Genomic DNA, 22,729 nt, shown 5'->3' with positions numbered 1-22,729 from the left:
CCGGGCGGGCGGGCTGCGGGGCTGTCGAGACTCCCCAAGAAGTGGACTCCAGCCATGCCCATTCTGTGCAAGCCGGCGATGCACGCGCCGGAACACATCATCACGGCGGAAGAGACCCTGGAATTCGCGCGGCAGGCCCACGCGGGCAAGCCCCAGCTCCCGCTGGCCCTGCGCCTGATCCGCAACACCGGCGTCCAGAAAAGGCACCTCGTCCAGCCCATCGAGCAGACCCTCAGCCACCCCGGCTTCGAGGAACGCAACCGCATCTACGAACAGGAATCGAAAAAGCGCACCCCCCAGGTCATCGAGGAAGCCCTGGCCAACGCCGGCCTCACCGCCCGCTCCGTGGACGCCATCGTCTACGTGTCATGCACCGGCTTTCTGATGCCGTCCCTGACCGCCTGGCTGATCAACACCATGGGCTTCCGCTCCGACACCCGCCAGATCCCCATCGCCCAGCTGGGCTGCGCAGCCGGCGGCGCCGCCATCAACCGCGCCCACGACTTCTGCACCGCCCACCCCGGCAGCAACGTCCTGATCGTCGCCTGCGAACTGTGCTCCCTGTGCTACCAGCCCGCCGCCGACGACATCGGCTCCCTGCTCTCCGACGGCCTGTTCGGCGACGCGGTCGCCGCCGCCGTCGTCCGCGGCGCCGGCGGCGAGGGCATCAGCCTGGAACGCAACGCCTCCTACCTCATCCCCCACACCGAGGACTGGATCTCCTACGCCGTCAAGGAAACCGGCTTCCACTTCCAGCTGGACCGGCGCGTGCCCGGCACCATGGAACCCCTCGCCCCCATCCTGCGCGAACTGGCCAAGGACCACAGCTGGGACGCCGGCAAACTCGACTTCTACCTCATCCACGCCGGCGGCCCGCGCATCCTCGACGACCTCGCCAAATTCCTCGAGGTCGACCGCACCGTGTTCCGCCACAGCTGGTCCACCCTCAACGAATACGGCAACATCGCCAGCGCCGTCGTCCTGGAAGCCGCCCGCCGCCTGTTCGAACACGACACCCCCGCCATCGGCGCCACCGGCCTCATCGCCGGATTCGGCCCCGGCATCACCGCGGAAATGGCCCTGGGCACCTGGGGCGCCGACCTCCCCCACCCCGTCGCCTGACACACCCCCCAACAGCCCCAAACCGCACGCACCGCCTCAGCCGCACACCACGCGACGACACCCCGCAGGCATCCCAAGGCATCTCAAGGCATCCCAAGGCGCTGACGGCATCCGGCCACCCGCGCACACACAACGGCCCGCCCCCCACCAGAGGCCGCACACAAAAACGTGAAGGAAACACCGCGTATGACTGACCTCATCCTCCCGCCCGGCGCCGGCCGCAAGCTGATCACCCCGGCCCAGGAGGTGACGTTCAAGGCCACCAAGGCGATGGGCTCCTCCGTCTCGATCTTCGAAGTGGTCGTGCCGCCCGGCTTCGACGTCGGCGCCCACGTCCACGAAAAGGGCCAGGAATTCTTCTACGTCCTTCACGGCGAACTGGACCTGCTGTGCTTCGAGCCGACCCAGCGCACCAGCGACACCTGGCACCACTGGAGATCGGCCACCGGCCAGCGCGTCATCCGCGCCGGACAGGGCAGCTGCATGTTCGTCCCCCCCGGCACCCCGCACGCCTTCCGCAACGCCACCGACAAACCCGCCACCATGCTCTTCCAGTCCCTGCCCTCACCCGAACACGAGGACTACTTCGAAGAGATCGCGGAAATCTGGTCCCGCGGCACCGCAGTGGACCCGGCAGCCGTGGCAGACATGCGCACACGCTACGACGTCAGCCAGCTCACCCCCCTGCGCTACACCCCGCCCACCCCCCACACCCCCGACCCAACCCCCACCCCCACCCCCGCACCCGCACCCGCACCCGCACCCGCCCAGCAGAACGGGAGGTGACCCGCATGCACCCCGCACACCCCACCCAGCCCCCCGGCCCGGCCGAGCAGACCGAGCAGACCGAGCAGGCCGACCGGGCCGAGCAGGCGGAGCCGGTATCGCTGGTCCATGCCAGTCTCGGCGAGCAGGAACTGGCCGCCGTCGCCGAGGTGTTCGCCTCCGGCTGGCCCGCCGGACAGGGCCCGCGCGGCAAAGCCCTGGAGGCCCAGCTGCGGCAGATGTACGGCGCCGGGGACGCCGTGGCCCTCAGCAACTGCGGCGCCGCCCTGCACCTGGCCCTGCTCGCCCTCGGCGTCACCACCGGCGACGAAGTGATCGTCGCCGACTACGGCTTCCCCGCCCCCGCCCAGGCCGCCCTCTACGTCGGGGCCACCCCCGTCTTCGCCGACGTACGCCCCGACACCTACACCATCGACCCACAAGCAGTCGCCGACCTCATCACCCCGCGCACCGCCGGGATCATCGCCATCGACACCGTCGGCCTGCCGGCCGACTACACCGCCCTGCAACAAATCGCCGACCGCCACAGCCTGTTCCTCATCGAGGACGCCGCCTGCGCCGTCGGCGCCACCTACCAGAACCGGCCCGCCGGCACCCTCGCCGACATCGCCTGCCTGTCCTTCCACGGCCGCAAAGGCGCCACCAGCGGCGAAGGCGGCGCCCTGCTCACCCGCAACCCCGACATCGGCCACGACGCACGGCTGCGCTCCTCCTTCGGCATCGGCTCCATCTTCGACATGGGCAACGTCATCGGCCTGCCCATCCCGCAATTCACCGAGATCGGCTACAACTACAAACTCTCCGACATCGCCGCAGCCATCCTCCAGATACAGCTGGGCCGCATCGACGAACTCCTCAAACGCCGCAGCACCGCCGCCGCCCACTACCACGACCTGCTGGCCGGCGAAGACCTGCTGACCCTGCCCACCGTCCCCCACGACCGCACCCACGCCTGGCAGAGCTACCTCGTCACACTCCACCCAGCCGTCAACCGCGCCCACGTCGCCGCCGACCTACGCGCCCAGCACATCGGCTGCGCCCACGGCACCTTCGCCGCCCACCAACAACCCGTCTTCCCCACCCACCAGACCTGCCCCGTCTCCGCCGACCTGTTCACCCGCCAACTCGCCCTGCCCATGCACGCCGAACTCACCCCCACCCAGATCGAACACGTCACCACCGCCCTACGCCACGCCCTGCACACCCACGCCTCATCCGCACACGGGAAAGGAGGAACAACATGACCACCACAAACAACACGAACACCAGCACCACGAACAGCACGAGCGGCACGAGCGGAGTGAACGACACCAGCACCACGAACAGCACGAACAGCACGAGCAGCTCGAGCGGCACGAACGGAGTGAGCAGCACGAGCGCCATGAGCAGCACGAACGGAGTGAGCAGCGCGAACGACACGAGCGGTTTGGACGGTATGGGCGGGGTGAGTGGCGGCCGGCCCTCGCCGGTGGCCATCATGCGGCTGATCAACGGCTACTGGGCCACCGGCGTGCTGGCCGCGGCCGCCACCCACGGCCTGTTCACCCACCTCCACCACGGCGCGGGCACCGCCGGCGAACTCGCCGCGTGCTCGAAGATGTCCCCGCGCGGCGCCCAGAGCCTGCTGGACGCCCTGGTGGGCATCGGCCTGGTCGAACTGCACCAGGGCCGCTACCGCAACACCCCCGAAGCAGCCACCTACCTCATCGAGGACACCCCCCTGTCCCTGGCACCCTTCGCCCGCCTCAAACTCACCCACACAGGCTCCCTGACCGGCCTCGCCGACGTCATCGAGGCCGGCGGCCCCCTGCACGAACCCGTCGCCGAAGTCGCCGACAACCCGCACTGGGAAAACATCGTCACCGCCATCGCCGCGCAGTCAGTCCCCGCCGCCCACCTGGCCGCCCGCCTGCTGAACCTCCCCGACGCCGGACCCCTCAACATCCTGGACGTGGGCGGCGGCTCAGGCATCTACTCCCGCCTGTGGCTTCAAGCCAACCCCGCCGCCCGCGCCACCCAGCTCGACTGGGCCCCCATCAACACCATCGCCCGCCGCCTCATCGACGAACACGGCCTCGGCGAACGCTTCACCACCCTCAACGGCGACTTCCACACCACCGACTTCGGCACCCACCACTACGACATCGCCGTCTACTCCCACATCGCCCACCAGGAAAGCCCCGCCAGCAACACCGAAATCCTCACCCGCCTCAAACAAGCCCTCAAACCCGGCGGCACCCTGATCATCAACGACTACATCGTCAACAACGACCGCACCGGACCCCCCTTCGCACTCATCTTCGCCGCGGAAATGCTCCTCAAAACCCGCCACGGCAGCACCTGGCAACGCAACGACTACCACCACTGGCTCCACCAAGCCGGCTTCACCCACATCACCTTCCACACCACCGAACCCACCACCCTCATCCTCGCCCGCTAACCAACCCCCACCCACACCCACCACCCCCAAACCACCACCACACAACAGACAACAGACACAGACCGGCACGACCAGCACCACCAAGCACACCCCGAACACCAGCCCGGCACACCCCGAAGGCCAGCCGGGCGCGCCCGAACACCGGCACGGCCGAGTGCACCCGAACACCGGACGGGCGCGCCGGAAGACCGGCACCGCCCGGGCAGCAGGCCCCTTTCTCCGCCAGGCCGGACCCACCCAAGGCACCCGGCCCCTGGCCCGCACCACGCCATCCGGCCCGCCACACCGCACAGTCCGCCACCCCAGCCCGGCAGGAACCCGCCCCAAACCACACACAGGGGCCCGGTACCAGGGCTCCGTACAGCAGGCTCGGTGCAGGGGCTTGGTGCAGCCGGTTCGGTACAGGCATTCGGTGCAGCGAGCCCGGTACAGGCATTCAGCACCAGGGCCCGGTACGGGCATTCCGCGCAACAGGCCCGATGCAGGCATTAGGTGCAGGGGACCGGTGCAGGGGATCGGTGCAGGCATTCGGTGCAGCCGGTTCGGTACAGGCAGCCAGTACCGGGGCCCGGTACGGGCGTTCGCTGCAGCGGTTCCGGTGCAGGGTCCACCGGCACGGCCCCTGGGAGGCGTTCACCACGACCGGCACCCCCCACGGCAACCGGCAGCCCGCAGCCGCCAGCCCGGCACCCGTAACGCCGGGCAGCACCTGCGCCACCCACCCCACCAGCCCAGCCCAGAACACCCCCCGGGGGCGCCCGCCACCGGCCCCGCCGTACCGCAACAGCGCCAGCAACACACAGCCCGCCACACCACCTGACCACCCGCACACACCCACAACCTCCCCCACCCCCGCCCCCCGCCCCCGCCCCTCCTGCCCCCCGCCCGCCCCTGCCTCTGAGAGGCCGGCCCGGCAGCATGCCGCGAGCCGACGACCGGCCCGACCGGCCCGACCGACTCCCGCCACCCGTGCCCCGGCCCGCCTCCCGTACCCCGTACCCCGGGCCCCGTCTCCCGTCCACCAGCTACCGCAAAGGAGCAGCCCGATGAAGGGCTCCACCGCCTACGCATCGATCCAAAAACGCGGCCTGCACCTGGGTCTCCTGCCTCAGATGGCCGCGGCCGTGAACCCCACGACACCCATCCACCTCGACCACGACCTCGACGCCCTGCCCGAGGCAGGCCGCCACCTGACCATCGCCCAGTACGCCGCCCACGTCGCCGACCTCGCCGCCCGCCTCAAAGCAGCCGGCGTCCAGGCAGGCGAACACGTCGTCATCCACAAAAAAGCCAACGCCGACCACTGGATGCTGGCCGCCGCCGTCTCCCGCATCGGCGCGATCGTCGTCAACCTCTCCCCCGCCCTGGACCCCCAAACCGTCGCCGTCCTGCTGGAACGGATCGGCCGGCCCACCCTGCTGACCGACGGAGCCACCCACGACCGCCTCAGCACCGAACTCGACCTGCCCAGCCTCACCCAACGCGTCATCACCTCCGCCCAACCCCGGCCCGCCACCGTCTTCCTGGGCGACCTCGCAGACGCACAGCCGGCCACACCCGTGCTGCGCCCCATCGACGAGCCCGCCGTCATCACCCACACCTCCGGCACCACCGGCATCCCCAAACTCGTCGTCCACACCCCCCGCACCCAGGGCATCCGCCTGGTACCGCAGTGGCGGCTGCTGTCCCTGCTGCGCGGCAGACAGACCGTCGCCATCCACATCCCCTTCGTCCACTCCCGCATGGTCGCCGCCATGACCCTGGCCCTGCTCAAGCAGTACCCCCTCCTGCTCATGCGGGAGAAAGACCCGGCACAAGTGGCCGACCAGCTCCTCACCCACCGCCCCGCCCTCATCGAAGCCCTCCCCAACTCCCTCATGGAATGGGAACAACTCACCAACGACCCCCGCGCCCCCTTCGCCTCCGTCAAAGTCTTCAGCTCCACCTTCGACGCCATCCACCCCGCCACCATGAGCCGCCTGCTCAACGCCTCCCACCGCCGCGGCGCCCTCTTCTTCCAGATCTACGGCCAAAGCGAAGTCGGCCCCGCCGTCGGCCGCGCCTACTTCCGCCGCACCGCCCACAAAGCCAACGGCCGCTGCGTGGGCTGGCCCATGCCCCACGGCGCCGCCAAAATCCGCGTCGTCCCCCGCAACAACCAACCACCCACCCCCCAAAACCCCGGCCGCATCGAAGTCGCCTGGCCCGGCCTCGCCCCCACCTACCACGGCGAACAACACCGCTACAACGCCAACCGCAACGGCCCCTGGTGGCAGACCGGCGACATCGGCTACCGCACCCGCTACGGCTGCCTCCACCTCCTCGACCGCGAAACCGACATGATCCCCGGCATCCACAGCACCCTCCACATCGAAGACACCCTCCTGGCCGCCCTCCCCGAACTCACCGAACTCGTCATCATCCAAGGCCCCCACAACCAACCCGTCCCCGTCATCACCACCCACAACGACACCCCCCTCAACCCAGACCGCTGGCACACCGCCACCACCCCCTTCCCCCAACTCACCACCCCCCTCCACATCCCCCACAACCAACTCCCCCGCACCGCCACCCTCAAAGTCCAACGCCACACCCTCACCCAACACCCAGCCCTCAAACACCACCCCACCCACAAACACCACCCCAACCACCCATAACCACACCCCACACCCAGGCGGCGGCGACCTGGAGTTGGAGCAGATCCCGCATACCCGTGTTCGGTTCCCTATCGATCACCGAGAGAGCGAGCCGCACATACGCGTGGGCTGCGAACTCGGCGTTGTAGACCATGTTCCAGCAGGTTCCCCAGCACAGGGCTCGGGCCAGTGGGTCAGTGACCGGTGGTCGAACCGGCCCTGGGCGTAGGAAGTACCGCCGGATGCCCACGTGGAACTGTTCGGGCCCGATGAAGGCGGCCAGTTGCCGCAGCACGGCGGCACCCTTGGCGTAGGAAAGGCCGTCGAAAGTGGTCGCGGCCCGTGCGGTGTCGGGGACGGCGGCGGAAATCGGTCGCGCTATGGGGAGTTCGTCCCGTTGGTACGCCGCGGCCTTCTTGCCGTTGACGAAGGTGGCCCAGACGGGGCGACGTCCGGTCATCCCGGCCTGGGCAGTGATGGCCCAGTAGGTGGCGAGCGTAGGACCTTCCCGATGATGAGCGCGCTGCGGCTGACCGGCGCGACGAGCATCTCCCGCAGGAACAGACCGCGGGCGATCTCAAGGCGCCGTTTCATGCCACCGGGGAACGTCGCCACCTTGTCGGCGCGCTACTCCCACAGGTCGACCATCTCCAGCATCTGGAGGATCCGTTGGGCCACGCCGTCCTTGGGCATGCCGTACAGCTCGGCGTGGAAGCGCAGATGCTGCTCGGCCGTCAGATAGCCGTCGAGGGTGAGGTCCTCAAAGACGAGCCCGATGTTGGCCCGGACCAGGTCGCACTGCGTCAGCACGTCCAGTCCTGCCACGCGTGCCAGTACCCCGGTCGGCCTGAGCAGGGTGCTCAGCATGCCGATCGTGGTCCACTTGCCCGCGCCGTTGGGCCCGAGCAGGCCGAAGGTCTCGCCGACCGCGACGTCGAAGGTGATGCCGCGCACCGCCTCGCGGTCGCCGTAGCGTCTGCTGAGGTCCTGGACGCTGATGGCCTCGGCGGCCTGGTGTGGGTGGTCCATCGTGGTCTCGGCTTTCTTACGCGATGGGGTGGTGGTTCGCCGGGTGGCTCGCGTGGTCCCCCTCGGTCTGCGGGGCGAAGTCGCCGGGCAGCAGCCAGGGGTTGGGGACGCCGCAGCGCACGTACAGCAGACCGGCCAGGACTCCGGGCGTGCAGGCCGCGAAGTCGAGGCGGGTGCCCAAGTGCGGGGCGCCATCGGCCCCGTCGGCGTGTGCCTCCATCAGGTCGGCGCACAGCTTCGCCCACCGTCGCGCGGATGCGTCGGTGGCTCCGGCCTCGCAGAGGAAGTGCGCGTCGTCGGCAAGGCCGGAGAACGCGTACAGGGGTGCGTGGCGCGCGCTGTGCCGCACGGCCACGGCGGCGGCCCGTGCGGTGTCGAGGTGATGGGGCCGGCCGGTGTGCCGGGCCAGGGAGAGCAGGAAGGTGCCGATTCCCGCCGGCCCCGGCCACCAGCCGTGCCCCCGCGGGCCGCCATGTGGGCCCTCGGGCCACCAGGAGGCGGTGGCGTCGGCCCGGTGCGCGTCGTCGTCGAGGTGGACTGGTCAGGAGTACGCGGCGGTGCTGAGGCTGTCACCGGCGAGGCGGGCCATCAGGGCGAAGGCGAGGTCCGCCTTCGTTGCGGTCTGCAGCAGGAACCAGCCGATGCCCGTGGTACCGACGGCGAAGCCGTGGAAGGCGCTGGGTCCTGCGGCGTCCACGACGGCGTCGACGTCAGGCGGCTCCCGTCCGACAGAGTCGCCGTCCGATGCTCCCATCGGCGCCGATGGGAATGCCGATGTCGCAGACCGCGGTGCGGGCCGGCATTCGGCGCCGGACGCCGCGGCTCGGCCAACCAGGCCGCCGACGAGATGCCGTCCCTGCACCCATGCTTCGTCGGGGTGGAACAGGACCGGATCCTGCCGGGCACGGTGAGGCCGGGTTCGAGTTGACGGCGTACCTCGGCTCCCGTACGCCCCTCGACCCGGTAGTCCCGGTCGGCCAGCTCGCGGTACGCCGCCATGCCCGCGACGTTCAGGTCTTTGAGATCGAACCGACCGCCGCACAGCCTGATGCCCCGGACCGCTCATGCGGTCCGGGGCATCCCCTCACTTCCACACCGGTCGCCACCACTTGATTCACCGGCACACGATCTCTACAGGCAGCGCCTCCGCCGAGGAGATGGAGGGGTGCGGCCTGGGGCTGGGGGTGGGTCAGCCGATCTTGACGACCTGGCCGTGGCCGGTGGCGGGGATGGTGGTGGAGCTGGTGCAGGCGGGTGCGTCGGTGCAGGCGGGCCACATCATCGTCTTGTCGGCGACGTAGATGGAGCCGTCGGGGCCGGCGGCGAAGCCGGTGGGGGCGAAGAGCTTCTTGTCGGCGAGGACGGTGCGCTTGCCGGTCTTGCGGTCGATCTGGATGACGTTGCCGACGGGGTCACCGGTGGGCAGGAAGCCGGTGGTGTCGAACTGGGTGACGTAGAAGTCGCCGTTGGCGCCGAAGCCGCAGCCGCTGATGGCGCTGAAGCCGCTCTGCCAGACGGTGAGCTTCTTGGTCTTGGGCGAGTAGCGGTAGACCTTGGCCGCGGTGGCGGAGTTGCCGTGCCCGGTGATCTGGCCGACGTAGACGCCGCCGTCGGGGCCCACGTCCACGCAGGTGGGCACGGCATCAGAGCCGGCCGGGGACCTGGGGACCCACGCCAGAACCTTCACCCGACCACGGCGATCGACGGAGTTGAGGGTGTTGGAGCCCGCGTCGACCAGGTAGAAGCCGCCGCCGGGCTTGGTGGTCAGCGCATAGGGGTTGGAGGCGGGGTAGGTCTTGGACAGGTCGGGGTGGTCCTCGGTCCACTTCCAGTTCACGGTGCCGGGGTTGGCCAGGACCTTGCGCTTGCCGGCGGTGATGTCCATCACCGACCCGTACTGCTTGCTCAGCACCCCGGCGAGGTCCCTGGGCAGGCTGGCGGGGACCTGTTCGGGCGACCCGGCCTGGAGGGTGTAGATGTGCCCGTTGCGGCCCACGGTCAGACCGTTGGGGCCGATGGTCTCTTCCTGGTTGAAGGCCGTGGGCAGGTTGCGGTCGATCCGGACCGGCTTGCCCGAGGAGACATCCGCGATCGACCCGGTCAGGCCGTAACAGCGGGTGGCGAAGCCTTCGCCGCGGCACTCGGTGGGAGTGGCGCCCATCTCGGCGACCAGGAGACGGCCACCAGGGGTGAAGGCCAGACTCCTGGGCGAGTCGAGGCCGCTGGCCACCACGGTGACCGGTGCGTCGCTGGTGAGATGTCTGCTGGCGCGGGGTGATGGGGTGTCGGCCTCGGCCGCCCCCGATGAACCGGCTCCCAGGCCGGCTAGTACTGCCGTCACCGCCACACCGGCGGCCAGCGCCCGGCCCGATTTGAGACGCCGCATCATGGCCCTCTTCCCTCCGGTTGAGTGAAAACCCACAACGTGCTCACTGACATGCAAGACAGGACGCGCCACCCCGCGGGCACACCCGGTTGCGGCAGGGCCCGTTCCGGTGCGGTAAGGCCCGTTGCCCTACACACTGTTCTGACGCCCGAGTATCGACGTCACGGCTTGGCCGACACTGCCCATCCAGTTGGCGCCCGCTTGGCGACCCGACCCGAAAAGGGGCCCAGCCAGTCGGCCGCCGGCACACCAACCATCGACGGAGCCCCGTCAGACGCTGCTCCAGAAGCCGGGCGGGAATCAGGGGTTCGTGCGGACAAGCCGCCGGGTGTGCCAGACGGCGCAGAACAGCAGCAGGGCGGCGGCGGACGCGGCGCCTGCCCGCTTCGCGGCTCCGGTCAGCACGCCTTCGGTAACCGTGCCCCACGGGGCTTTCACCGTCCTGCTGGGATAGGAGGTCTCGGTGTAGCCGTCGCCGAGATCGCGCTCGATCGGGCGGCTGTAGTCCACCACCGTCTCGAAACGGTAAGCGTGGTAGTCGTCGCGGGCCTGCACGGATCCACCCAGCACGGCGGCCCCGACCAGCACGGCAACCGCGCACCAGCGCGCGGCGGGGCGCAGCCGGGCAACGGTGTCGCGCTCGGTGCGCAGTCGATCGCGACGGCGCCACAGGCAGATGCCGATGGCCGCGAGGCCCGCGACGGTGCTCACGTACTGAAGCACCCGGTCCACCGTCAGGCCTCCCGGGCCCGAAGCGCGCAGCAGCGCCACGTGGGTGACCAGGTACCCGTCGTGGTGGGTGAAGGAGTCCCATGCCAGGTGGGAGACGATGCCGATGAAGGCCGACAGCAGCAGCCACAGGGCGTACCGGGTTCCGGCTCGCCCTGCGGACGTCGGCCTGGGGTCCGGCAGGCCGAGGCCGGCGGGGAGCAGTGCTGTGACCGGCTTGCGCAGCAGCCGGTAGGCGGCTGTCAGGCCGAGGGCGAAGAGCAGGTTGACGCCCAGGCCCCAGCCGGACGAGTGGGTGTTCGTGGCGTTGAGGAAGGGCTCGTACCAGTCCTGCGCGCTGTCGGAGTAGATGCCCGCGGCACGCAGGAAGTACGGGGCATCAGGGGCCATGGCGCCCGCGGCCAGGGCCGAGGGAACGAATGGGCGCCGCAGCAGAGGCAGTGCGGCAGCGGGGTGGGCCAGCGTGAACGGCAACTTGGTGATCTCTCTGCTCGGCGGCACCTGCGCGGTCCGGCCCGCATGGCGTCGCGTACGGCCTTCGCGGTGCCCGGGGTCGCGCCCATGGCCGTCGAGGAGAGGCGAGGCGACACGCAGGACGATACGCCGAGGAGAGCATTCCGTTGAACGGACTATTGCAAAGCGTTGCCCCTTGTACGGCTTGTCGGCTGACCTCTGCCCGGGCAGGCCAACGGGTCCGCCCGGGCAGAACAAAGCCGCCCTCCCCTGACGGGAGGGCGGCTGAATCGAGCGAGGGATGAGGAGCGGGGCCGGGTCAGCGTCGGCGGCGCGCCGCCTGCACCCCCACGGTGAGGGCGGGGGTGAGCAGCAGCACGAGGAGGACGCCGACGAAGGGCCAGGGATCGACCGATGCCCAGGTGGCGGCGCCGGCGACCAGCGGCAGCGCAGCCACCGTCACCGCACCGACCTCACGCAGACCGAAGGACCGTCGGCGCCAGGCGAGCACGACCGCCGCGGCGGCGAGGACCAGCACCGGCCAGGCACCGTAGTCCGTGGTCACGCCGAGCGCCCCGGCCTCCACGACGACGACGGGGAACCATCCGATGCCCGCCACCGCTCCGGCGACGGCGGACAGCTCCTTGCCGGGACGCCGGTCCACAGGGCAGGCCAGGACCACGGCGACGGCCAGCAACGCCGTCACCGGGGTGACGAACCCTGCGTCGGTCACCTGCGGGGCCACCACCCACTGGACGGCTTCCCCCATGAGCCCGCACGCGACGGCGACCACCCCCGGCACCCACCGGCCGCACAGGGCGACGATCGCGCCGACGCACACCGTCAGAGCGAGCAGATAGTGCAGTCCCCAGGTGGCATCGGTGTGGGCGAGCTGTCCCCACGCCGGGGCCGGAGAGGTGACAAGGCCCTTGTACCAGCGCGTGAGCACCAGTCCGTTGCCCACCGCGGCGACAGCCAGCGCGAGCGGGGCGGCCAGCGCGAAGAAGCGCCCGCCGCGCGACGCCGAATCCAGGGCAAGGCGGACCCGCAGGGCGTGTGCGGCCAGATCGGCATCCGCGCGCAGCCGAGCGGAGCGCGGCAGGTCCGCGGTCAGCTCCCGGTGGACGTCGGCGATCTCCTCCCCGTACGCGGACCGGTAGTCGGCCGGATAGAGGCGCAGCAGCCGGTCGATCACCCTGACACCGCCGCGCCGCCCGCCTCGAGCCGCCGCATGGCCTCCCGGGCGGTGGCAGCCAAGCGCTCCGCCTCGGCCGCCAGCCTCTCGCGGCCGGAGACGGTCAGCGCGAAGGTACGGCGCGCCCGACCGCCCACCACCTCCTCGCGCTCCACCTCGATCAGCCCTTCCTCCAGCAGCCGGTCCAGCGCCCCGTAGAGCGCCCCGGTACGCGGCACCACCCGGCCGTCGGTGATGGCCTTGACCTCCTGGGCAATGGCATAGCCGTGCCGAGGCGCATTCGCCAACGCGGTCAGCAGCAGCAACGCCAGTTCCTGCATCCCTCTCTCACTCATGGCAACAGAGTATTCCGCTCGGCGGACCACGTCAGGCGCCGTCGCAAGCCGCTCGACAGCGGCGGGCGACTCGGTTCGACCGTGCCCGTGTCCCAGCTCGGCGCCGGCACGGGTCCCAGCTCGGCGCCGCACGGGGCGGCCATGGCCACCGGCCTCGGCGGTGCACCGATGCACAGCGGCGCCGACCGCGCCTTCGACATCGTTGTCGAAGGCGCGGCCTGCATGGTCGCGGCCTACGGGATGCGGCATGCCCCGAGGGGCCACCGCACGCCGGGGCGTTCGGTCGTCCTACGGCGCGTAGACGGCGTCACTGCCGTAGAGTTCCCTGGTGAACGCGGAGACATCGGCGCTGCGGTCGGCGCCGTTGAGGTTGTACGTCAGATAGACGCCGTATCCCTCACTGACGGTGCGGCGGGCGAGGGCGGCGGACGTGCTCTGCGAGGTCCGGCCGATCTCGACGGCCGCCGGCGAAAGCTTCGACTTGGGCAGGGCGATGCCGGGGACCTGCCAGGTGCCGTAGTACGGGTTCCAGGCGTAGTCGAACTTGGACGTGACGTCGACGCCGCCGTAGGAGAGGCGCGAGGCGGCCGGGCCGATGTTGTAGAGACTGATGATCTTGTTCGGCATGTTCGCGCGCAGCGCCGTCACCAGGTGCACGAACGAGCTCGCGTTGGGCTGGCCGGTTCCGTTGTTGCCGTACTCGGCGTACTCGTCGTCGAAGTCGATGCCGTCGAGGCCGTACTTGGTGACGGTGTCCGACAGCTGCTTGGCGAACGCCGAAGCCGCCCGCTGGTTCGGGAAGTTGGCGAAGCCCGCGCCCTGGTGGTTGCCGAGCACCGAGAGGACGACCTTGATGCCCTTCTGCTGCAACGGCCGTATCTGCGTGGCGGCGTTGTCGAGGACGCGCTGCACGTTCTCGTTGAAGTGCAGATACGCCGCCTTCTTGGTCGTGTCGTAGTTGATGTTCGCCGCGAAGATCACGGCGACGTCGAAGACGTTGCCGCCGCCCTTGGCGAGGGTGTACTTGCCGACGTTCAGCATGCTGTTGTCGTTCACCTCGACGTACGCCACCGAGGTCGGCCCCTGTTTCGCGGGGGCCGGAGCGGGGGCCGCTGCCGCACCGGTCGAGGTGGTCGCGCCGAAGGCGAGGGCCGCGACTGCCGAGAGCGCGAGCGCGGCCGTCCGCACTCTGCTCCGTACCAGAGTGAACATCGTTGATCGGTCTCCCATCGCAGGGGTCGGCGCCCGACCTGTTCGAAAGCGCCGAGTGAGCGCTCCGAGTTTTCCGCCCCTGTGAGCGAATCCCAAGATTCGCACGCAATTTCTTCACGACTCCCACGCACCTCGTGCCCCAGACCGGCACGCGCGGAGAAGGGAGTCCCGAACGATCACCCAGGCCTCATCCACAGCACACCCGCCCGTGCGGCAGCCGGGAAAGCCCCCCTGCAAGTGCGTGAGCGTGAGCGCAAGTGCACCACCGTCTGGCGAACGGTCCGCCAGGCCCTGGACCCAGCCCGTCCGGAGCCGCGGTACCGCGCATCACCAGGGCTTGGCAGACAGCCATGAAGATCTACGCAGATGACGTCGCCGCATCCGAACTGGGCGGACCCGACGGGGAGTACGGGCCGTGGTGGCATGCCGAGTGGATCCCCTTCGTGTCCAACTGCCAGCCGACCACCCCGTAGCCCGTCACACGATCTTGCCGAGGCGTCCTGGTCAGCGCGACCGGCAGGTCGATTCGGCCGTTCGCGAAGTGCGAGCACTCGGCCGTGGACCGTGGACGACGGCCTGGCGCGGGCCATCCCGCCTGGAGGCTGGCCGCCTACGACGAGAGGTCGTCGACGTCGGTCTTGTCCACCAGCCGGACCTCGTCGGCGGGCGGGCGCTCCGCGGGTGCGAGCCGGGTGGAACGGGCGGGCAGGAACCAGGCAAGGGCGGCGGCGAGGACACACAAACCGGCGGAGAACCTCAGCACCATGGTGTAACCGCCCACCACGGGCTGACCGTTGCCGCTGACATGAGCGGCCAGGACGGTGGCGGTGAGCGCGCTGCCCAGAGAGAAGCCGGTGAAGCGGACCACCTGGTAGAAGCCCATGGCACTACCTGTCTCCCGGGCGGGGGTCGACTGCACGATCAGGCCGGGAATCGCAGCGAAGGTGATACCCAGTCCCACGCCCAGGACACCCGTCATCACGAAGGCCTGCCACAGCCCGCTGTGGAAGACCGCGAAGAATCCGCAGCCCAGCCCGGCCACGAGGCAGCCCAGCGTCAGCACCGCGCGGATCCCTATGCGTGCCACCAAGGCCGGCAGCGTGCGGGAGCTGACCAGCATGAAGAAGGACAGAGGGATGAGGACGAGGCCGGCCACGACGGCCGACGCGGAGAACCCGAATCCACCTGAGCGTGGGGACTGCACAAACTCTGTCACCCCTGAAAGCCCCATGTACATCGCGACGCCGAGCACCATGGCGCAGGCATCGGCGGACAGCACGGATGGATGGCGCAGCAGGCGCAGCTGAACGAGCGGGTTCCCGGTGCGCAGTTGCTGCACGGCCCACACCGCGAAGAGCACCGCGCCGACGGCCAACAGGCCGATGATCGCCGGCGAACCCCAACCCCACTGCGTGCCCTCCGCCACTGCCACCAGTGCGGCGACCAGCGCCGGCGCGAGCAGCACGGCACCGACCCAGTCGAACTGGTCAGGGGCGCCCCGCCCCGCACTCGACGGTACGACCGCGGCGACACAGATCAACGCGAGGCCGGACACGATCGCGCCGAACCAGTACGCCCCCGCCAGTCCCCACGCCTCGGCGAGCAACCCGCTGATCGGGTAGCCGGCGCCGAGGCCCGCCCCCGCCGATACCGACAGCAGCGCAATCATCGGCGCGACCTTGGCCTGCGGCAGCTCTTCCCGGGCGGTTGCCATCGCCAGCGGCACCAGGCCGAGCCCGACGCCCTGCAGTCCGCGGCCGACGAGCAACATCCCCAAGCCTCCCGCCAGCGCAGCCACGACACCGCCCGCCGTGACCACGGCCAGGCCGCCGAGCAACGTCACTCGCCGTCGCGGGCCGTCGCCGAGCCGGCCCAGGACCGGGGAACTCGCCGCGCCGACCAGCAGCGCCACCGTCAGCGACCACTGCGCCGTACTCAGCGACTCATGAAATTCGTGCGCAACCGTGGGGATCAGCGGAGCACCGAACGAACTGATGATGCTGGCGACCAGCGTGGCCAGCACCAGTACCGGCCCGATCAGCGCGCTGCGACGCCTCTCGGTCATCACCGTGCCCCCTCGGTCCGCCGCGTGCCGATCAGCCGCTCGGCAATCTCACCCGCGCCGACCGGTGCCGCAAGCTGGGCGCCTGCAAGGCCGAGCAACGCGCCTTGGAGAACCCGCGTGATGTGCGCGACGCGCACCGCGACGTCGTCCGGCTGACCGCTGACCCGCCGGGTCAGCGCGTGACCCATGACCATGAGACCTCCCAGAGAAAGTGCGTGTGACTTGCACGCAACAACCTACGCCCATTCCGTGCGACTCGCACATATCATGGGCGGATGGCGAATGCGGGACTGGCACGTGACCTGGAGCAAGCGCTGGGACAGCTGCTGCTGCGGCGTAACCGGAGCGCGCTCTACGACGCGGTCCTCGACTCGGCACCGCCGGGAGTCGACCGTCAGACCTACCCGGTGCTCAGCGGGCTGGCTCGGCTCGGACCGCAGTCGGCGGCGCGGCTTGCCGACGAGGTCGGTATCGACCGATCCGGCGCAAGCCGCTATGCCGACCGGCTCGAAAGCGCGGGCCTGCTCCAGCGCAGCCCCGACCCCAGCGACGGCCGGGCCACCCTGCTCACATTGACGCCCAAGGGTCGCGCCACGGTCACCGGGCTCCGTAAGGCGCTGACCCAGCACCTCGCGGGCCTGATCGCGGACTGGCCCGACGGGCAGGCGCAGGCACTGATCGACGGTATTCGCCTACTCATCGACACGCCCTCGGACTGACCCCTTCGGCCGCCGGTGCCGGACGGAACCTCCGCTTGAGGTCGTAACCCTCGTCGCCGAGAACCCAGCGCGCGGCTATGCGTGCGCCTCGTCCGGTTCTCCGTTGCACCCCGCAGCCGCAGATTCCCGCCGCGATCGGGTCCGCGTGCCCCAGCGTTCAATCGGTGGTCCTGCGGCGCCCACCGCGGCGAAGAACGCGCCCAGGAGCAGCCAGCCGGCCGTGCCAAGACCGAGCACGACGGTGGTGAGGATGGCCGGGGCGAGCGCCTGGCCCGCGCTGAAGCCGAGCCCGAGAAGCCCTTGGTACTGGCCTTGGGCATGGTCCGGCGTCAGGCCGAAGCCAAGGGCGAAGCCGGCCGAGGACTCCCAGATCTCCCCGAGGCTATGGACGAAGATCGCTGCGACCACGAGGCCGACGGCTGCCCACACGGGAGCGTGCGCGGTCAGGGCCATCATCGGGCAGCTGAGGAGGAAGAGCAGTCCTGCCGTGCGGAACGCTCTGCCGCCATCGCGAGGGGTTTCGATGCGGGATCCGATTCTGGTCTGCAGGAGGACACAGAATCCGGAATTGAGCGCGAATACCGCGGCCACGCTCCAGCGCGGTGCGTCCGTGTGTTCTGAGATCCATATCGGCAGCAGCAGAGACACTGCCGGATACTGCAGCCCCATCGCCCCATAGAGGGCTGCGAAGGTCACGAACGGGCGGTCGGTGAGGGCGATCCAGCGGCGCTGCTGCGACGGTGGCGCCAAGGCTCTGTAGTTGGGGAGCAGGAACAGGAGGAGGGCGCACAGTGCAAAGCTGGCCGCGTTGCCGAGAATCAGCACGGTGTAGGCCGTACGAGTATGCGCTGTCACCGCGAATCCGGCGCCCACGGTTCCCAGGATGACGCCCAGATTGACGTACGTACGGAGTTTCGCCCTGAACAGCGCCGGGCGGTCGGTGCCGACCCGGACCACAAGGGCTCCCCAGGCTGCGCCGCCAGCGGCCGCGGCCAGTTGGCCAACGGTAGCGACGACCGTGAGGGCGCCCCAGCTCCCGACGAACACGAGAGCGGACATCGCCGCTGTCTGAACCGCCAGAGCAAGCATCATGATCGTGCGCGGCCCACGTCGATCGGCCAGGTGACCTCCCGGTACCCCCGCAAGCAGGCCGATCAAGCCGGCCACCGTGAGAGCGGCACCGACCTGCGCTGCCGACAGACCCACGACCAGCGTGAAGTAGAGCGCCGACGCCGCGTTGAAGAGCCCGTTGCCGACTCGATTGACGAAGCTCGCCACGATCAGGACACGCTCTGCCCTGTTGCCCAACGCCATGTAAGCTGTGCGGCCGGACGATCCCCCCTCGATCATGGGCGCAGGCTAACAACGGTCGCACGCACCGGCAGCGGCACGAAGTCGCCAGAGTGCACAGACCTCGGAGCGATCTCCCACAAGTTCGGGAGTCGCCTTGGGCTCGACTGCATGATCAATGCCGATGAGACCGATGCCACTTGGCCTCGGGACACGGCAGGACAGCGGGATTCAGCACGATCGATCTCGTGCACCCACTGCGGATCTCCGTATCCAGGAACGTCTTCCAGGACTCACGGCCGTGGGTTGCTCCGGCGTGCCGTGCGCTGGCAGATGAGCCAGTAGATGAGCGCCGCAGGTGGCGACGTACACAGCAGGATGATCAGCAGACGCGTGTCGATCACGGGAGCGGGTGAGGCGGCGGGCTCTTCCACCTCTCCCGGCAGATCCCGCACGAGGGCATCGAGTTGATCGCGGGTGCGTGCTTCGAAGGCCATGGCTACGCGTTCTTCCAGCTCGGGCAGTGTCAGCCGACCCAGTGCGCAGTGATGTCGCAGCTGCGCCTCGACCCGGTCGCGCTCGGCGTCGGAGGCGCGTAAGACGGGGCTTGCCGTGGACTCTTCGCTGTCCTTCATGATGACCTCTCAGGCTCCGGGGTCGCGGCGTCCGGGGTCGGGCGGTCTTGCAGGTCGACGACCGCGATGACGACTCGCGTCCAGACCCCTGGAGCGTCGTGGTTCCCGAACTGGGTGGCGAGCCGCTCGATGTGGCCGCGCAGTTCGGCGAGTGCTTCGTCGGTGAGCCGCAGCGCGCCGCGGTGGAGGTCGACCTCCCGTCGGCCACCGGCCTGTTTGGACCGGTAGGCGGCGTTGATGTCGGCCCGGGTGGCGTCCAGCATCGAGCCGAGGAAGTCCGCCATCTCTTCCGGGTCCGCGGCATCGCTGGGGGGTTCGCTGACTGCGGGGGCGTAGATCCGCTCGACTTTGCCGCGGGCCAGCGGCCTGTACTCGGAGATCTCGATCAGCCCGGCCCGCTCGAGTTGACCCAGGTGGTAGTAGAGCCGGTCAGCAGGAAGCTCAAGACGGTCGGCAAGCTCACGTGCGGACTGCGGCGCCTCCCACAGACCTTCCAGCATCCGGATACGCAGAGGGTCGGCGAGCGCCTTGTGCACACCCTTCCATCGCCTTGGCGCTGCGCCTGGGTGCTGCGTACTCATCGACCCATCCCTCGTCATTGGATCAGTCTTTGTTGGTTGGAAAAGTTTACAACTAACATGAGGGCGCGGCTAGTTGAGGCAGCGATGGGGTGCTCGGGCAGCTCTTTCAGCTCATAGCGCTCTCCTGCCGACCCAACGGCCGGGCCGATCGGCGACAGATCCGGTCCCCGACGGGACTCTCGCCGCCTCGGCATCTTGCGCGGCTCGGGCCACCGCCCTTCCAGGCGCGCTCCAAACGGTCTGCCAGGTCGGCCAGTTCGGATTCGAGCCCCTCGACCTGGTCACGGTCGGCAGTCTCCCTCCCGACGGAGCCAGAAACTAACGTCTCGCTCCGTTAGTGCCCTGACGGAGTCCCATATCTGAGGCGGCGCAAGTCACTTGCAGCCCTGCTCAGCGTTCAACTCGCTCTTCCGTACCAGCACCCTGGCGACGCGCGAGAATCATCCCTCCGAGCTTGCTCTCGGCCGAGGAGAGTGTTCTCTGCGACTCGACGGCGAAGCCGGCGTTGTGGAGCCATGCGGTCAGTTGGCTGGGCTGCCGCCGGTGGACGTACACGTTCATCGGGTGCCCGCCATAGCCCTCGGTCTTCAGCTGCGACTCATCACCGACGTGGAAGCTGAGCAGCAGCGGTCCACCAGGCCGAAGCACGCGCTGGAAGTGTGCGAAGACCGAGCCGATCTCCTCGTCGGGGACATGGATCAGCGAATACCAGGCGACCAACCCAGTCATCGAGGCGTCGGCGAGGGCGAGGTCCGTCATGGAGCCGAGATCGAACCGGAGCCCAGGGTGATCGCGCCTGGCCACCTCGATCATCCCGGGCGACAGGTCGATCCCGAACGCGTCCAAGCCCAGCTGATGCAAGTGAGCCGTGATCCTTCCCGTCCCGCATCCCACGTCAGCGACTGGTCCCCCGCCCTGGGCACGCACAAGGTCGGCAAACAGCGCCAGGATTGCACGCTCTTCGGGCGTTTCGTCCAGGAGGTGACGCGTCAGGTCCGCGTAGCTAGCGGCCACAGTGTCGTAGGAAGTCCGCGTGTCTTCCAGCCAGTCGTCAGTGTTCAGTTCCGTTCCCACGACCGCAGGCTATCCACCAGACCAACGGGCCGGGCCTCTTAGCTCGGGGAGGGTGGTCTCGACGCGTACGTAGTTCTGGTCGGCGTGGGACAGCCGCGAGCAGGTCGGGGCCTTGCTCTGCGGGCGATGATGATTGTCAGTGACGGCTGGAATGCTGGGACCGCCGCAGACAGCCGACACCAGGAGCCAAGCATGGGGACGTGGGGAACCGGGCCGTTCGACAGCGATCTCGCCGGCGACTTCGTTGACGGACTCGAAAGACTCGCACCCGACCAAATCGTCCATGTGCTACAGGGAGCTCTGCAGCGGGTCGTTGCTTCCGGGGCCCGGGTGGATGGCGGGGACGGCGCGGAAGCATGCGCTGCGGCTGCTCTGATCGCCGCCCAGGTTCCGGGCAGCGCAGTTGTGATCGATCCGGAGGACGCACCGAAAGTGGCGATGCCAGACCTGCCGGTCGCGCTTCGTGCGCTGGCCGAGCAAGCCCTTCACCATGTCCTGGGCGAGGGATCCGAACTGGCTCGGGGCTGGGTGGACGACAGCGATGCAGCCGATTGGCGCCACGAGGTTCGCTTGATCCTCGCCGCACTGGAATAGCGAGCATCAGAGGACTGCCCGAACCTCACAAACCTCGCCGGTCAGGTACCCGGTAGCCCAGTGTCCGACCGGTTCACGGGCGCAGCGATGAGTTTTTCCGGCCCGGAGAGTCTTACCACCGTTGTCCGACAGCACAGGAGGAACATGTGTCTCAGTTGTTGAGAGTTCAGAACTTCAATGTCTCAAGTGATGGCATCGGTGCCGGTGAGGACCAGAGTTTGGAGAGTCCGTTCGGCCACGTCCGTCCCGAGAGACTGTTCGCCTGGGCGGGCGCCACGGCAAGCTGGCCCATGCGTACCGATCCCGGGGGGAGCCGGGGCCTGGATGACTACTTCACGCGGGACTACGACCGCAACATCGGTGCCGAGATCATGGGCCGCAACAAGTTCGGGCCCCAGCGCGGGCCCTGGCAGAACCATGAGTGGCGCGGCTGGTGGGGTGAGGAGCCCCCGTTCCGCACTCCGGTGTTCGTCATGACCCACCACAAGCGTCCTTCGTTCACGCTGTCCGACACCACGTTCCACTTCGTCGACGGTGACCCGGCCACGGTCCTGGAGCAGGCGCGGGAGGCGGCGCAGGGCAAGGACGTCCGGCTCGGCGGCGGGGTGAGGACCATCAGGCAGTTCCTCGACGCCGACCTTGTCGACACCATGCATGTGGCCGTCTCGCCGATGAAGCTCGGGACCGGACTACGGCTGTGGGAGTCCCCCGATGAACTGCTCGACCGGTTCCACCTGGAGGTCGTGCCCAGCCCGAGCGGTGTGACGCACCACCTGTTCTGGCGAAAGTGACCGCACCTCAGGGCCGACCCCGGGCGGCTGTTCCGCCTCCCGGGGTCGGCCCTGAGGGCACCGTCACCGCCATCCCTGGCTGGCAGTTGGGCACGCTCAGCCCCCGATCTCACGTCGCGAAGGCAGCGGCGTACGGCGACGGAGGCTTCAAGCGCCATCTGCGGCACAGTCACAGTGTCCGCCGCCCTCTCGGCGATCACTCCGGCAACCGTCTCCCGGGCCGCCGGTCGAACTGCCCCGGCGTGCCCTCGACCTCGCCTCGGGCGTGGCCCACCGAGCGTCTGCGAGCGACGGCTTCCGGCCGGTGCCCACGGATCGGGCCCCCCTGGCGCCGATCCCGTCCCCGCCCGCCCTGAGCCTCAGGGCGTCTCGTCCTTCAGTACCTTCCCCCTGTCCGGGTCTCCGTTCTCGTCCGGCCGGTCCTCGCGCTCGACCATGTGGGACATGAGCAGGTCCGCGTAGTCGTCGTCCGTCACGTCGCGGCAGGCGCTCGGCTTGGTCTTGTCGCCCGTCGGTCGGTCTTTCAGTGCGGCGACGCAGTCGTTGACGTGGTCGTCGTAGGTGGGCCGGGTGAGCCAGAGGATGCCGCCGGCAAGGCCTCCGGCGATGGCGAGTGTGGTGGCGGGGATGAAGATGGTGGAGCGGCGCATGGGTCCC

At 69.4% G+C, this 22,729-nt stretch carries 25 protein-coding genes and 1 pseudogene; 9 read left to right on the top strand and 17 right to left on the bottom strand.

Annotation, left to right across the window (positions count from 1 at the left end):
- The first annotated feature begins 54 nt into the window (after positions 1-54).
- The 3 genes from ACFWZ5_RS07150 to ACFWZ5_RS07140 all read left to right on the top strand — a co-directional run bounded on the left by ACFWZ5_RS07150 (position 55) and on the right by ACFWZ5_RS07140 (position 3,152).
- On the top strand, positions 55-1,122 hold the full coding sequence (locus tag ACFWZ5_RS07150; protein ID WP_384784930.1) for a type III polyketide synthase: 1,068 nt from the start codon (positions 55-57) through the stop codon (positions 1,120-1,122).
- A gap of 186 nt (positions 1,123-1,308) precedes the next feature.
- Positions 1,309-1,908, top strand: coding sequence for a cupin domain-containing protein (locus ACFWZ5_RS07145; RefSeq protein WP_384784933.1), 600 nt, complete (start codon positions 1,309-1,311; stop codon positions 1,906-1,908).
- 5 nt (positions 1,909-1,913) lie between these two features.
- Positions 1,914-3,152: a DegT/DnrJ/EryC1/StrS family aminotransferase gene (locus ACFWZ5_RS07140; protein ID WP_384784935.1), complete on the top strand. Its 1,239-nt coding sequence runs from the start codon at positions 1,914-1,916 to the stop codon at positions 3,150-3,152.
- On the opposite strand, the gene ACFWZ5_RS07135 is transcribed toward ACFWZ5_RS07140, so the two are convergent.
- Positions 3,082-3,387 (bottom strand): hypothetical protein, encoded by a 306-nt coding sequence (locus ACFWZ5_RS07135; protein ID WP_384784938.1) that lies wholly within the window; start codon positions 3,385-3,387, stop codon positions 3,082-3,084. The two genes, ACFWZ5_RS07140 and ACFWZ5_RS07135, sit on opposite strands and share 71 nt — an antisense overlap.
- Between ACFWZ5_RS07135 and ACFWZ5_RS07130 the strand changes: the two genes are divergently transcribed.
- A complete protein-coding gene (locus tag ACFWZ5_RS07130; RefSeq protein WP_384784941.1) occupies positions 3,386-4,348 on the top strand; it encodes a methyltransferase in 963 nt (320 codons plus the stop codon). The genes ACFWZ5_RS07135 and ACFWZ5_RS07130 overlap by 2 nt on opposite strands.
- 1,046 nt (positions 4,349-5,394) lie before the next feature.
- Entirely contained in the window at positions 5,395-7,005 is a 1,611-nt protein-coding gene (locus ACFWZ5_RS07125; RefSeq protein ID WP_384784944.1) for an AMP-binding protein, read from the top strand.
- Here ACFWZ5_RS07125 and ACFWZ5_RS07120 read toward each other — a convergent pair.
- The 9 genes and pseudogenes from ACFWZ5_RS07120 to ACFWZ5_RS07080 form a co-directional block, all read right to left on the bottom strand.
- Positions 6,962-7,468, bottom strand: a pseudogene (locus ACFWZ5_RS07120) (M1 family aminopeptidase); the annotation flags it as partial. The gene ACFWZ5_RS07125 and the pseudogene ACFWZ5_RS07120 sit on opposite strands and share 44 nt — an antisense overlap.
- Positions 7,469-7,611: 143 nt before the next feature.
- Positions 7,612-8,013, bottom strand: a complete 402-nt coding sequence (locus ACFWZ5_RS07115; protein WP_384784947.1) for an ATP-binding cassette domain-containing protein — start codon at positions 8,011-8,013, stop codon at positions 7,612-7,614.
- Between the two features lie 16 nt (positions 8,014-8,029).
- Complete coding sequence (locus ACFWZ5_RS07110; protein WP_384784950.1) at positions 8,030-8,368, bottom strand: hypothetical protein; 339 nt, start codon at positions 8,366-8,368, stop codon at positions 8,030-8,032.
- A 186-nt stretch (positions 8,369-8,554) separates the two neighbouring features.
- Positions 8,555-8,767 carry a hypothetical protein gene (locus tag ACFWZ5_RS07105; protein WP_384784953.1) on the bottom strand — a complete coding sequence of 71 codons (213 nt, stop codon included), beginning with the start codon at positions 8,765-8,767 and terminating at the stop codon, positions 8,555-8,557.
- A 435-nt stretch (positions 8,768-9,202) separates the two neighbouring features.
- Positions 9,203-10,402 (bottom strand): ScyD/ScyE family protein, encoded by a 1,200-nt coding sequence (locus ACFWZ5_RS07100; RefSeq protein WP_384784956.1) that lies wholly within the window; start codon positions 10,400-10,402, stop codon positions 9,203-9,205.
- A gap of 297 nt (positions 10,403-10,699) precedes the next feature.
- Positions 10,700-11,629: a DUF4184 family protein gene (locus tag ACFWZ5_RS07095; RefSeq protein WP_384784959.1), complete on the bottom strand. Its 930-nt coding sequence runs from the start codon at positions 11,627-11,629 to the stop codon at positions 10,700-10,702.
- A 271-nt stretch (positions 11,630-11,900) separates the two neighbouring features.
- Positions 11,901-12,776, bottom strand: a complete 876-nt coding sequence (locus tag ACFWZ5_RS07090) for a hypothetical protein (RefSeq protein ID WP_384784962.1) — start codon at positions 12,774-12,776, stop codon at positions 11,901-11,903.
- A complete protein-coding gene (locus ACFWZ5_RS07085) occupies positions 12,773-13,111 on the bottom strand; it encodes a PadR family transcriptional regulator (protein ID WP_384784965.1) in 339 nt (112 codons plus the stop codon). The genes ACFWZ5_RS07090 and ACFWZ5_RS07085 overlap by 4 nt, the downstream gene beginning before the upstream one ends.
- 288 nt (positions 13,112-13,399) lie before the next feature.
- Positions 13,400-14,323, bottom strand: a complete 924-nt coding sequence (locus ACFWZ5_RS07080; protein ID WP_384784968.1) for an endo-beta-N-acetylglucosaminidase H — start codon at positions 14,321-14,323, stop codon at positions 13,400-13,402.
- A gap of 350 nt (positions 14,324-14,673) precedes the next feature.
- On the opposite strand from ACFWZ5_RS07080, the gene ACFWZ5_RS07075 reads away from it, so the two are divergent.
- Positions 14,674-14,796: a hypothetical protein gene (locus ACFWZ5_RS07075; protein ID WP_384784971.1), complete on the top strand. Its 123-nt coding sequence runs from the start codon at positions 14,674-14,676 to the stop codon at positions 14,794-14,796.
- A 137-nt stretch (positions 14,797-14,933) separates the two neighbouring features.
- Here ACFWZ5_RS07075 and ACFWZ5_RS07070 read toward each other — a convergent pair whose 3' ends face one another.
- Both ACFWZ5_RS07070 and ACFWZ5_RS07065 read right to left on the bottom strand, forming a co-directional pair.
- Complete coding sequence (locus ACFWZ5_RS07070; protein WP_384784974.1) at positions 14,934-16,388, bottom strand: MFS transporter; 1,455 nt, start codon at positions 16,386-16,388, stop codon at positions 14,934-14,936.
- Positions 16,388-16,582 (bottom strand): hypothetical protein, encoded by a 195-nt coding sequence (locus tag ACFWZ5_RS07065; protein WP_384784977.1) that lies wholly within the window; start codon positions 16,580-16,582, stop codon positions 16,388-16,390. Before ACFWZ5_RS07065 ends, ACFWZ5_RS07070 begins: the two co-directional genes overlap by 1 nt.
- 81 nt (positions 16,583-16,663) lie before the next feature.
- On the opposite strand from ACFWZ5_RS07065, the gene ACFWZ5_RS07060 reads away from it, so the two are divergent.
- Positions 16,664-17,107 (top strand): MarR family winged helix-turn-helix transcriptional regulator, encoded by a 444-nt coding sequence (locus ACFWZ5_RS07060; RefSeq protein WP_384784980.1) that lies wholly within the window; start codon positions 16,664-16,666, stop codon positions 17,105-17,107.
- A 75-nt stretch (positions 17,108-17,182) separates the two neighbouring features.
- Here the strand turns inward: ACFWZ5_RS07060 and ACFWZ5_RS07055 are convergent, their stop codons facing one another.
- From ACFWZ5_RS07055 to ACFWZ5_RS07040, 4 genes are all read right to left on the bottom strand, one after another.
- A complete protein-coding gene (locus tag ACFWZ5_RS07055) occupies positions 17,183-18,457 on the bottom strand; it encodes an MFS transporter (protein ID WP_384784983.1) in 1,275 nt (424 codons plus the stop codon).
- 233 nt (positions 18,458-18,690) lie between these two features.
- Positions 18,691-19,032, bottom strand: a complete 342-nt coding sequence (locus tag ACFWZ5_RS07050; RefSeq protein WP_384784986.1) for a DUF1707 domain-containing protein — start codon at positions 19,030-19,032, stop codon at positions 18,691-18,693.
- The gene (locus tag ACFWZ5_RS07045; RefSeq protein ID WP_384784989.1) at positions 19,029-19,568 is read right to left on the bottom strand and encodes an ArsR/SmtB family transcription factor; all 540 of its coding nucleotides are present in this window, start codon (positions 19,566-19,568) and stop codon (positions 19,029-19,031) included. The genes ACFWZ5_RS07050 and ACFWZ5_RS07045 overlap by 4 nt, the downstream gene beginning before the upstream one ends.
- A gap of 435 nt (positions 19,569-20,003) precedes the next feature.
- Entirely contained in the window at positions 20,004-20,675 is a 672-nt protein-coding gene (locus ACFWZ5_RS07040) for a class I SAM-dependent DNA methyltransferase (protein ID WP_384785428.1), read from the bottom strand.
- Between the two features lie 204 nt (positions 20,676-20,879).
- On the opposite strand from ACFWZ5_RS07040, the gene ACFWZ5_RS07035 reads away from it, so the two are divergent.
- Positions 20,880-21,281 carry a DUF4259 domain-containing protein gene (locus ACFWZ5_RS07035; protein ID WP_384784993.1) on the top strand — a complete coding sequence of 134 codons (402 nt, stop codon included), beginning with the start codon at positions 20,880-20,882 and terminating at the stop codon, positions 21,279-21,281.
- 146 nt (positions 21,282-21,427) lie between these two features.
- On the top strand, positions 21,428-22,072 hold the full coding sequence (locus ACFWZ5_RS07030; RefSeq protein WP_384784996.1) for a dihydrofolate reductase family protein: 645 nt from the start codon (positions 21,428-21,430) through the stop codon (positions 22,070-22,072).
- 359 nt (positions 22,073-22,431) lie between these two features.
- On the opposite strand, the gene ACFWZ5_RS07025 is transcribed toward ACFWZ5_RS07030, so the two are convergent.
- On the bottom strand, positions 22,432-22,722 hold the full coding sequence (locus ACFWZ5_RS07025) for a hypothetical protein (protein WP_384784999.1): 291 nt from the start codon (positions 22,720-22,722) through the stop codon (positions 22,432-22,434).
- Positions 22,723-22,729: the final 7 nt, after the last annotated feature.

Source organism: Streptomyces sp. NPDC059003 (genome assembly GCF_042740445.1).
GTDB lineage: Bacteria > Actinomycetota > Actinomycetes > Streptomycetales > Streptomycetaceae > Streptomyces.
This window is presented reverse-complemented; position numbering and strand designations above follow the sequence as displayed.

What these genes read in the sequence shown, in the direction of transcription:
- ACFWZ5_RS07150 (WP_384784930.1), top strand. Translation starts at nt 55, where the DNA reads ATGCCCATTCTGTGCAAGCCGGCGATGCACGCGCCGGAACACATCATC.
- ACFWZ5_RS07145 (WP_384784933.1), top strand. Translation starts at nt 1,309, where the DNA reads ATGACTGACCTCATCCTCCCGCCCGGCGCCGGCCGCAAGCTGATCACC.
- ACFWZ5_RS07140 (WP_384784935.1), top strand. Translation starts at nt 1,914, where the DNA reads ATGCACCCCGCACACCCCACCCAGCCCCCCGGCCCGGCCGAGCAGACC.
- ACFWZ5_RS07130 (WP_384784941.1), top strand. Translation starts at nt 3,386, where the DNA reads ATGCGGCTGATCAACGGCTACTGGGCCACCGGCGTGCTGGCCGCGGCC.
- ACFWZ5_RS07135 (WP_384784938.1), bottom strand. Translation starts at nt 3,387, where the DNA reads ATGATGGCCACCGGCGAGGGCCGGCCGCCACTCACCCCGCCCATACCG.
- ACFWZ5_RS07125 (WP_384784944.1), top strand. Translation starts at nt 5,395, where the DNA reads ATGAAGGGCTCCACCGCCTACGCATCGATCCAAAAACGCGGCCTGCAC.
- ACFWZ5_RS07115 (WP_384784947.1), bottom strand. Translation starts at nt 8,013, where the DNA reads ATGGACCACCCACACCAGGCCGCCGAGGCCATCAGCGTCCAGGACCTC.
- ACFWZ5_RS07105 (WP_384784953.1), bottom strand. Translation starts at nt 8,767, where the DNA reads ATGGGAGCATCGGACGGCGACTCTGTCGGACGGGAGCCGCCTGACGTC.
- ACFWZ5_RS07100 (WP_384784956.1), bottom strand. Translation starts at nt 10,402, where the DNA reads ATGATGCGGCGTCTCAAATCGGGCCGGGCGCTGGCCGCCGGTGTGGCG.
- ACFWZ5_RS07085 (WP_384784965.1), bottom strand. Translation starts at nt 13,111, where the DNA reads ATGAGTGAGAGAGGGATGCAGGAACTGGCGTTGCTGCTGCTGACCGCG.
- ACFWZ5_RS07080 (WP_384784968.1), bottom strand. Translation starts at nt 14,323, where the DNA reads ATGTTCACTCTGGTACGGAGCAGAGTGCGGACGGCCGCGCTCGCGCTC.
- ACFWZ5_RS07075 (WP_384784971.1), top strand. Translation starts at nt 14,674, where the DNA reads ATGAAGATCTACGCAGATGACGTCGCCGCATCCGAACTGGGCGGACCC.
- ACFWZ5_RS07070 (WP_384784974.1), bottom strand. Translation starts at nt 16,388, where the DNA reads ATGACCGAGAGGCGTCGCAGCGCGCTGATCGGGCCGGTACTGGTGCTG.
- ACFWZ5_RS07065 (WP_384784977.1), bottom strand. Translation starts at nt 16,582, where the DNA reads ATGGTCATGGGTCACGCGCTGACCCGGCGGGTCAGCGGTCAGCCGGAC.
- ACFWZ5_RS07060 (WP_384784980.1), top strand. Translation starts at nt 16,664, where the DNA reads ATGGCGAATGCGGGACTGGCACGTGACCTGGAGCAAGCGCTGGGACAG.
- ACFWZ5_RS07055 (WP_384784983.1), bottom strand. Translation starts at nt 18,457, where the DNA reads ATGATCGAGGGGGGATCGTCCGGCCGCACAGCTTACATGGCGTTGGGC.
- ACFWZ5_RS07050 (WP_384784986.1), bottom strand. Translation starts at nt 19,032, where the DNA reads ATGAAGGACAGCGAAGAGTCCACGGCAAGCCCCGTCTTACGCGCCTCC.
- ACFWZ5_RS07035 (WP_384784993.1), top strand. Translation starts at nt 20,880, where the DNA reads ATGGGGACGTGGGGAACCGGGCCGTTCGACAGCGATCTCGCCGGCGAC.
- ACFWZ5_RS07025 (WP_384784999.1), bottom strand. Translation starts at nt 22,722, where the DNA reads ATGCGCCGCTCCACCATCTTCATCCCCGCCACCACACTCGCCATCGCC.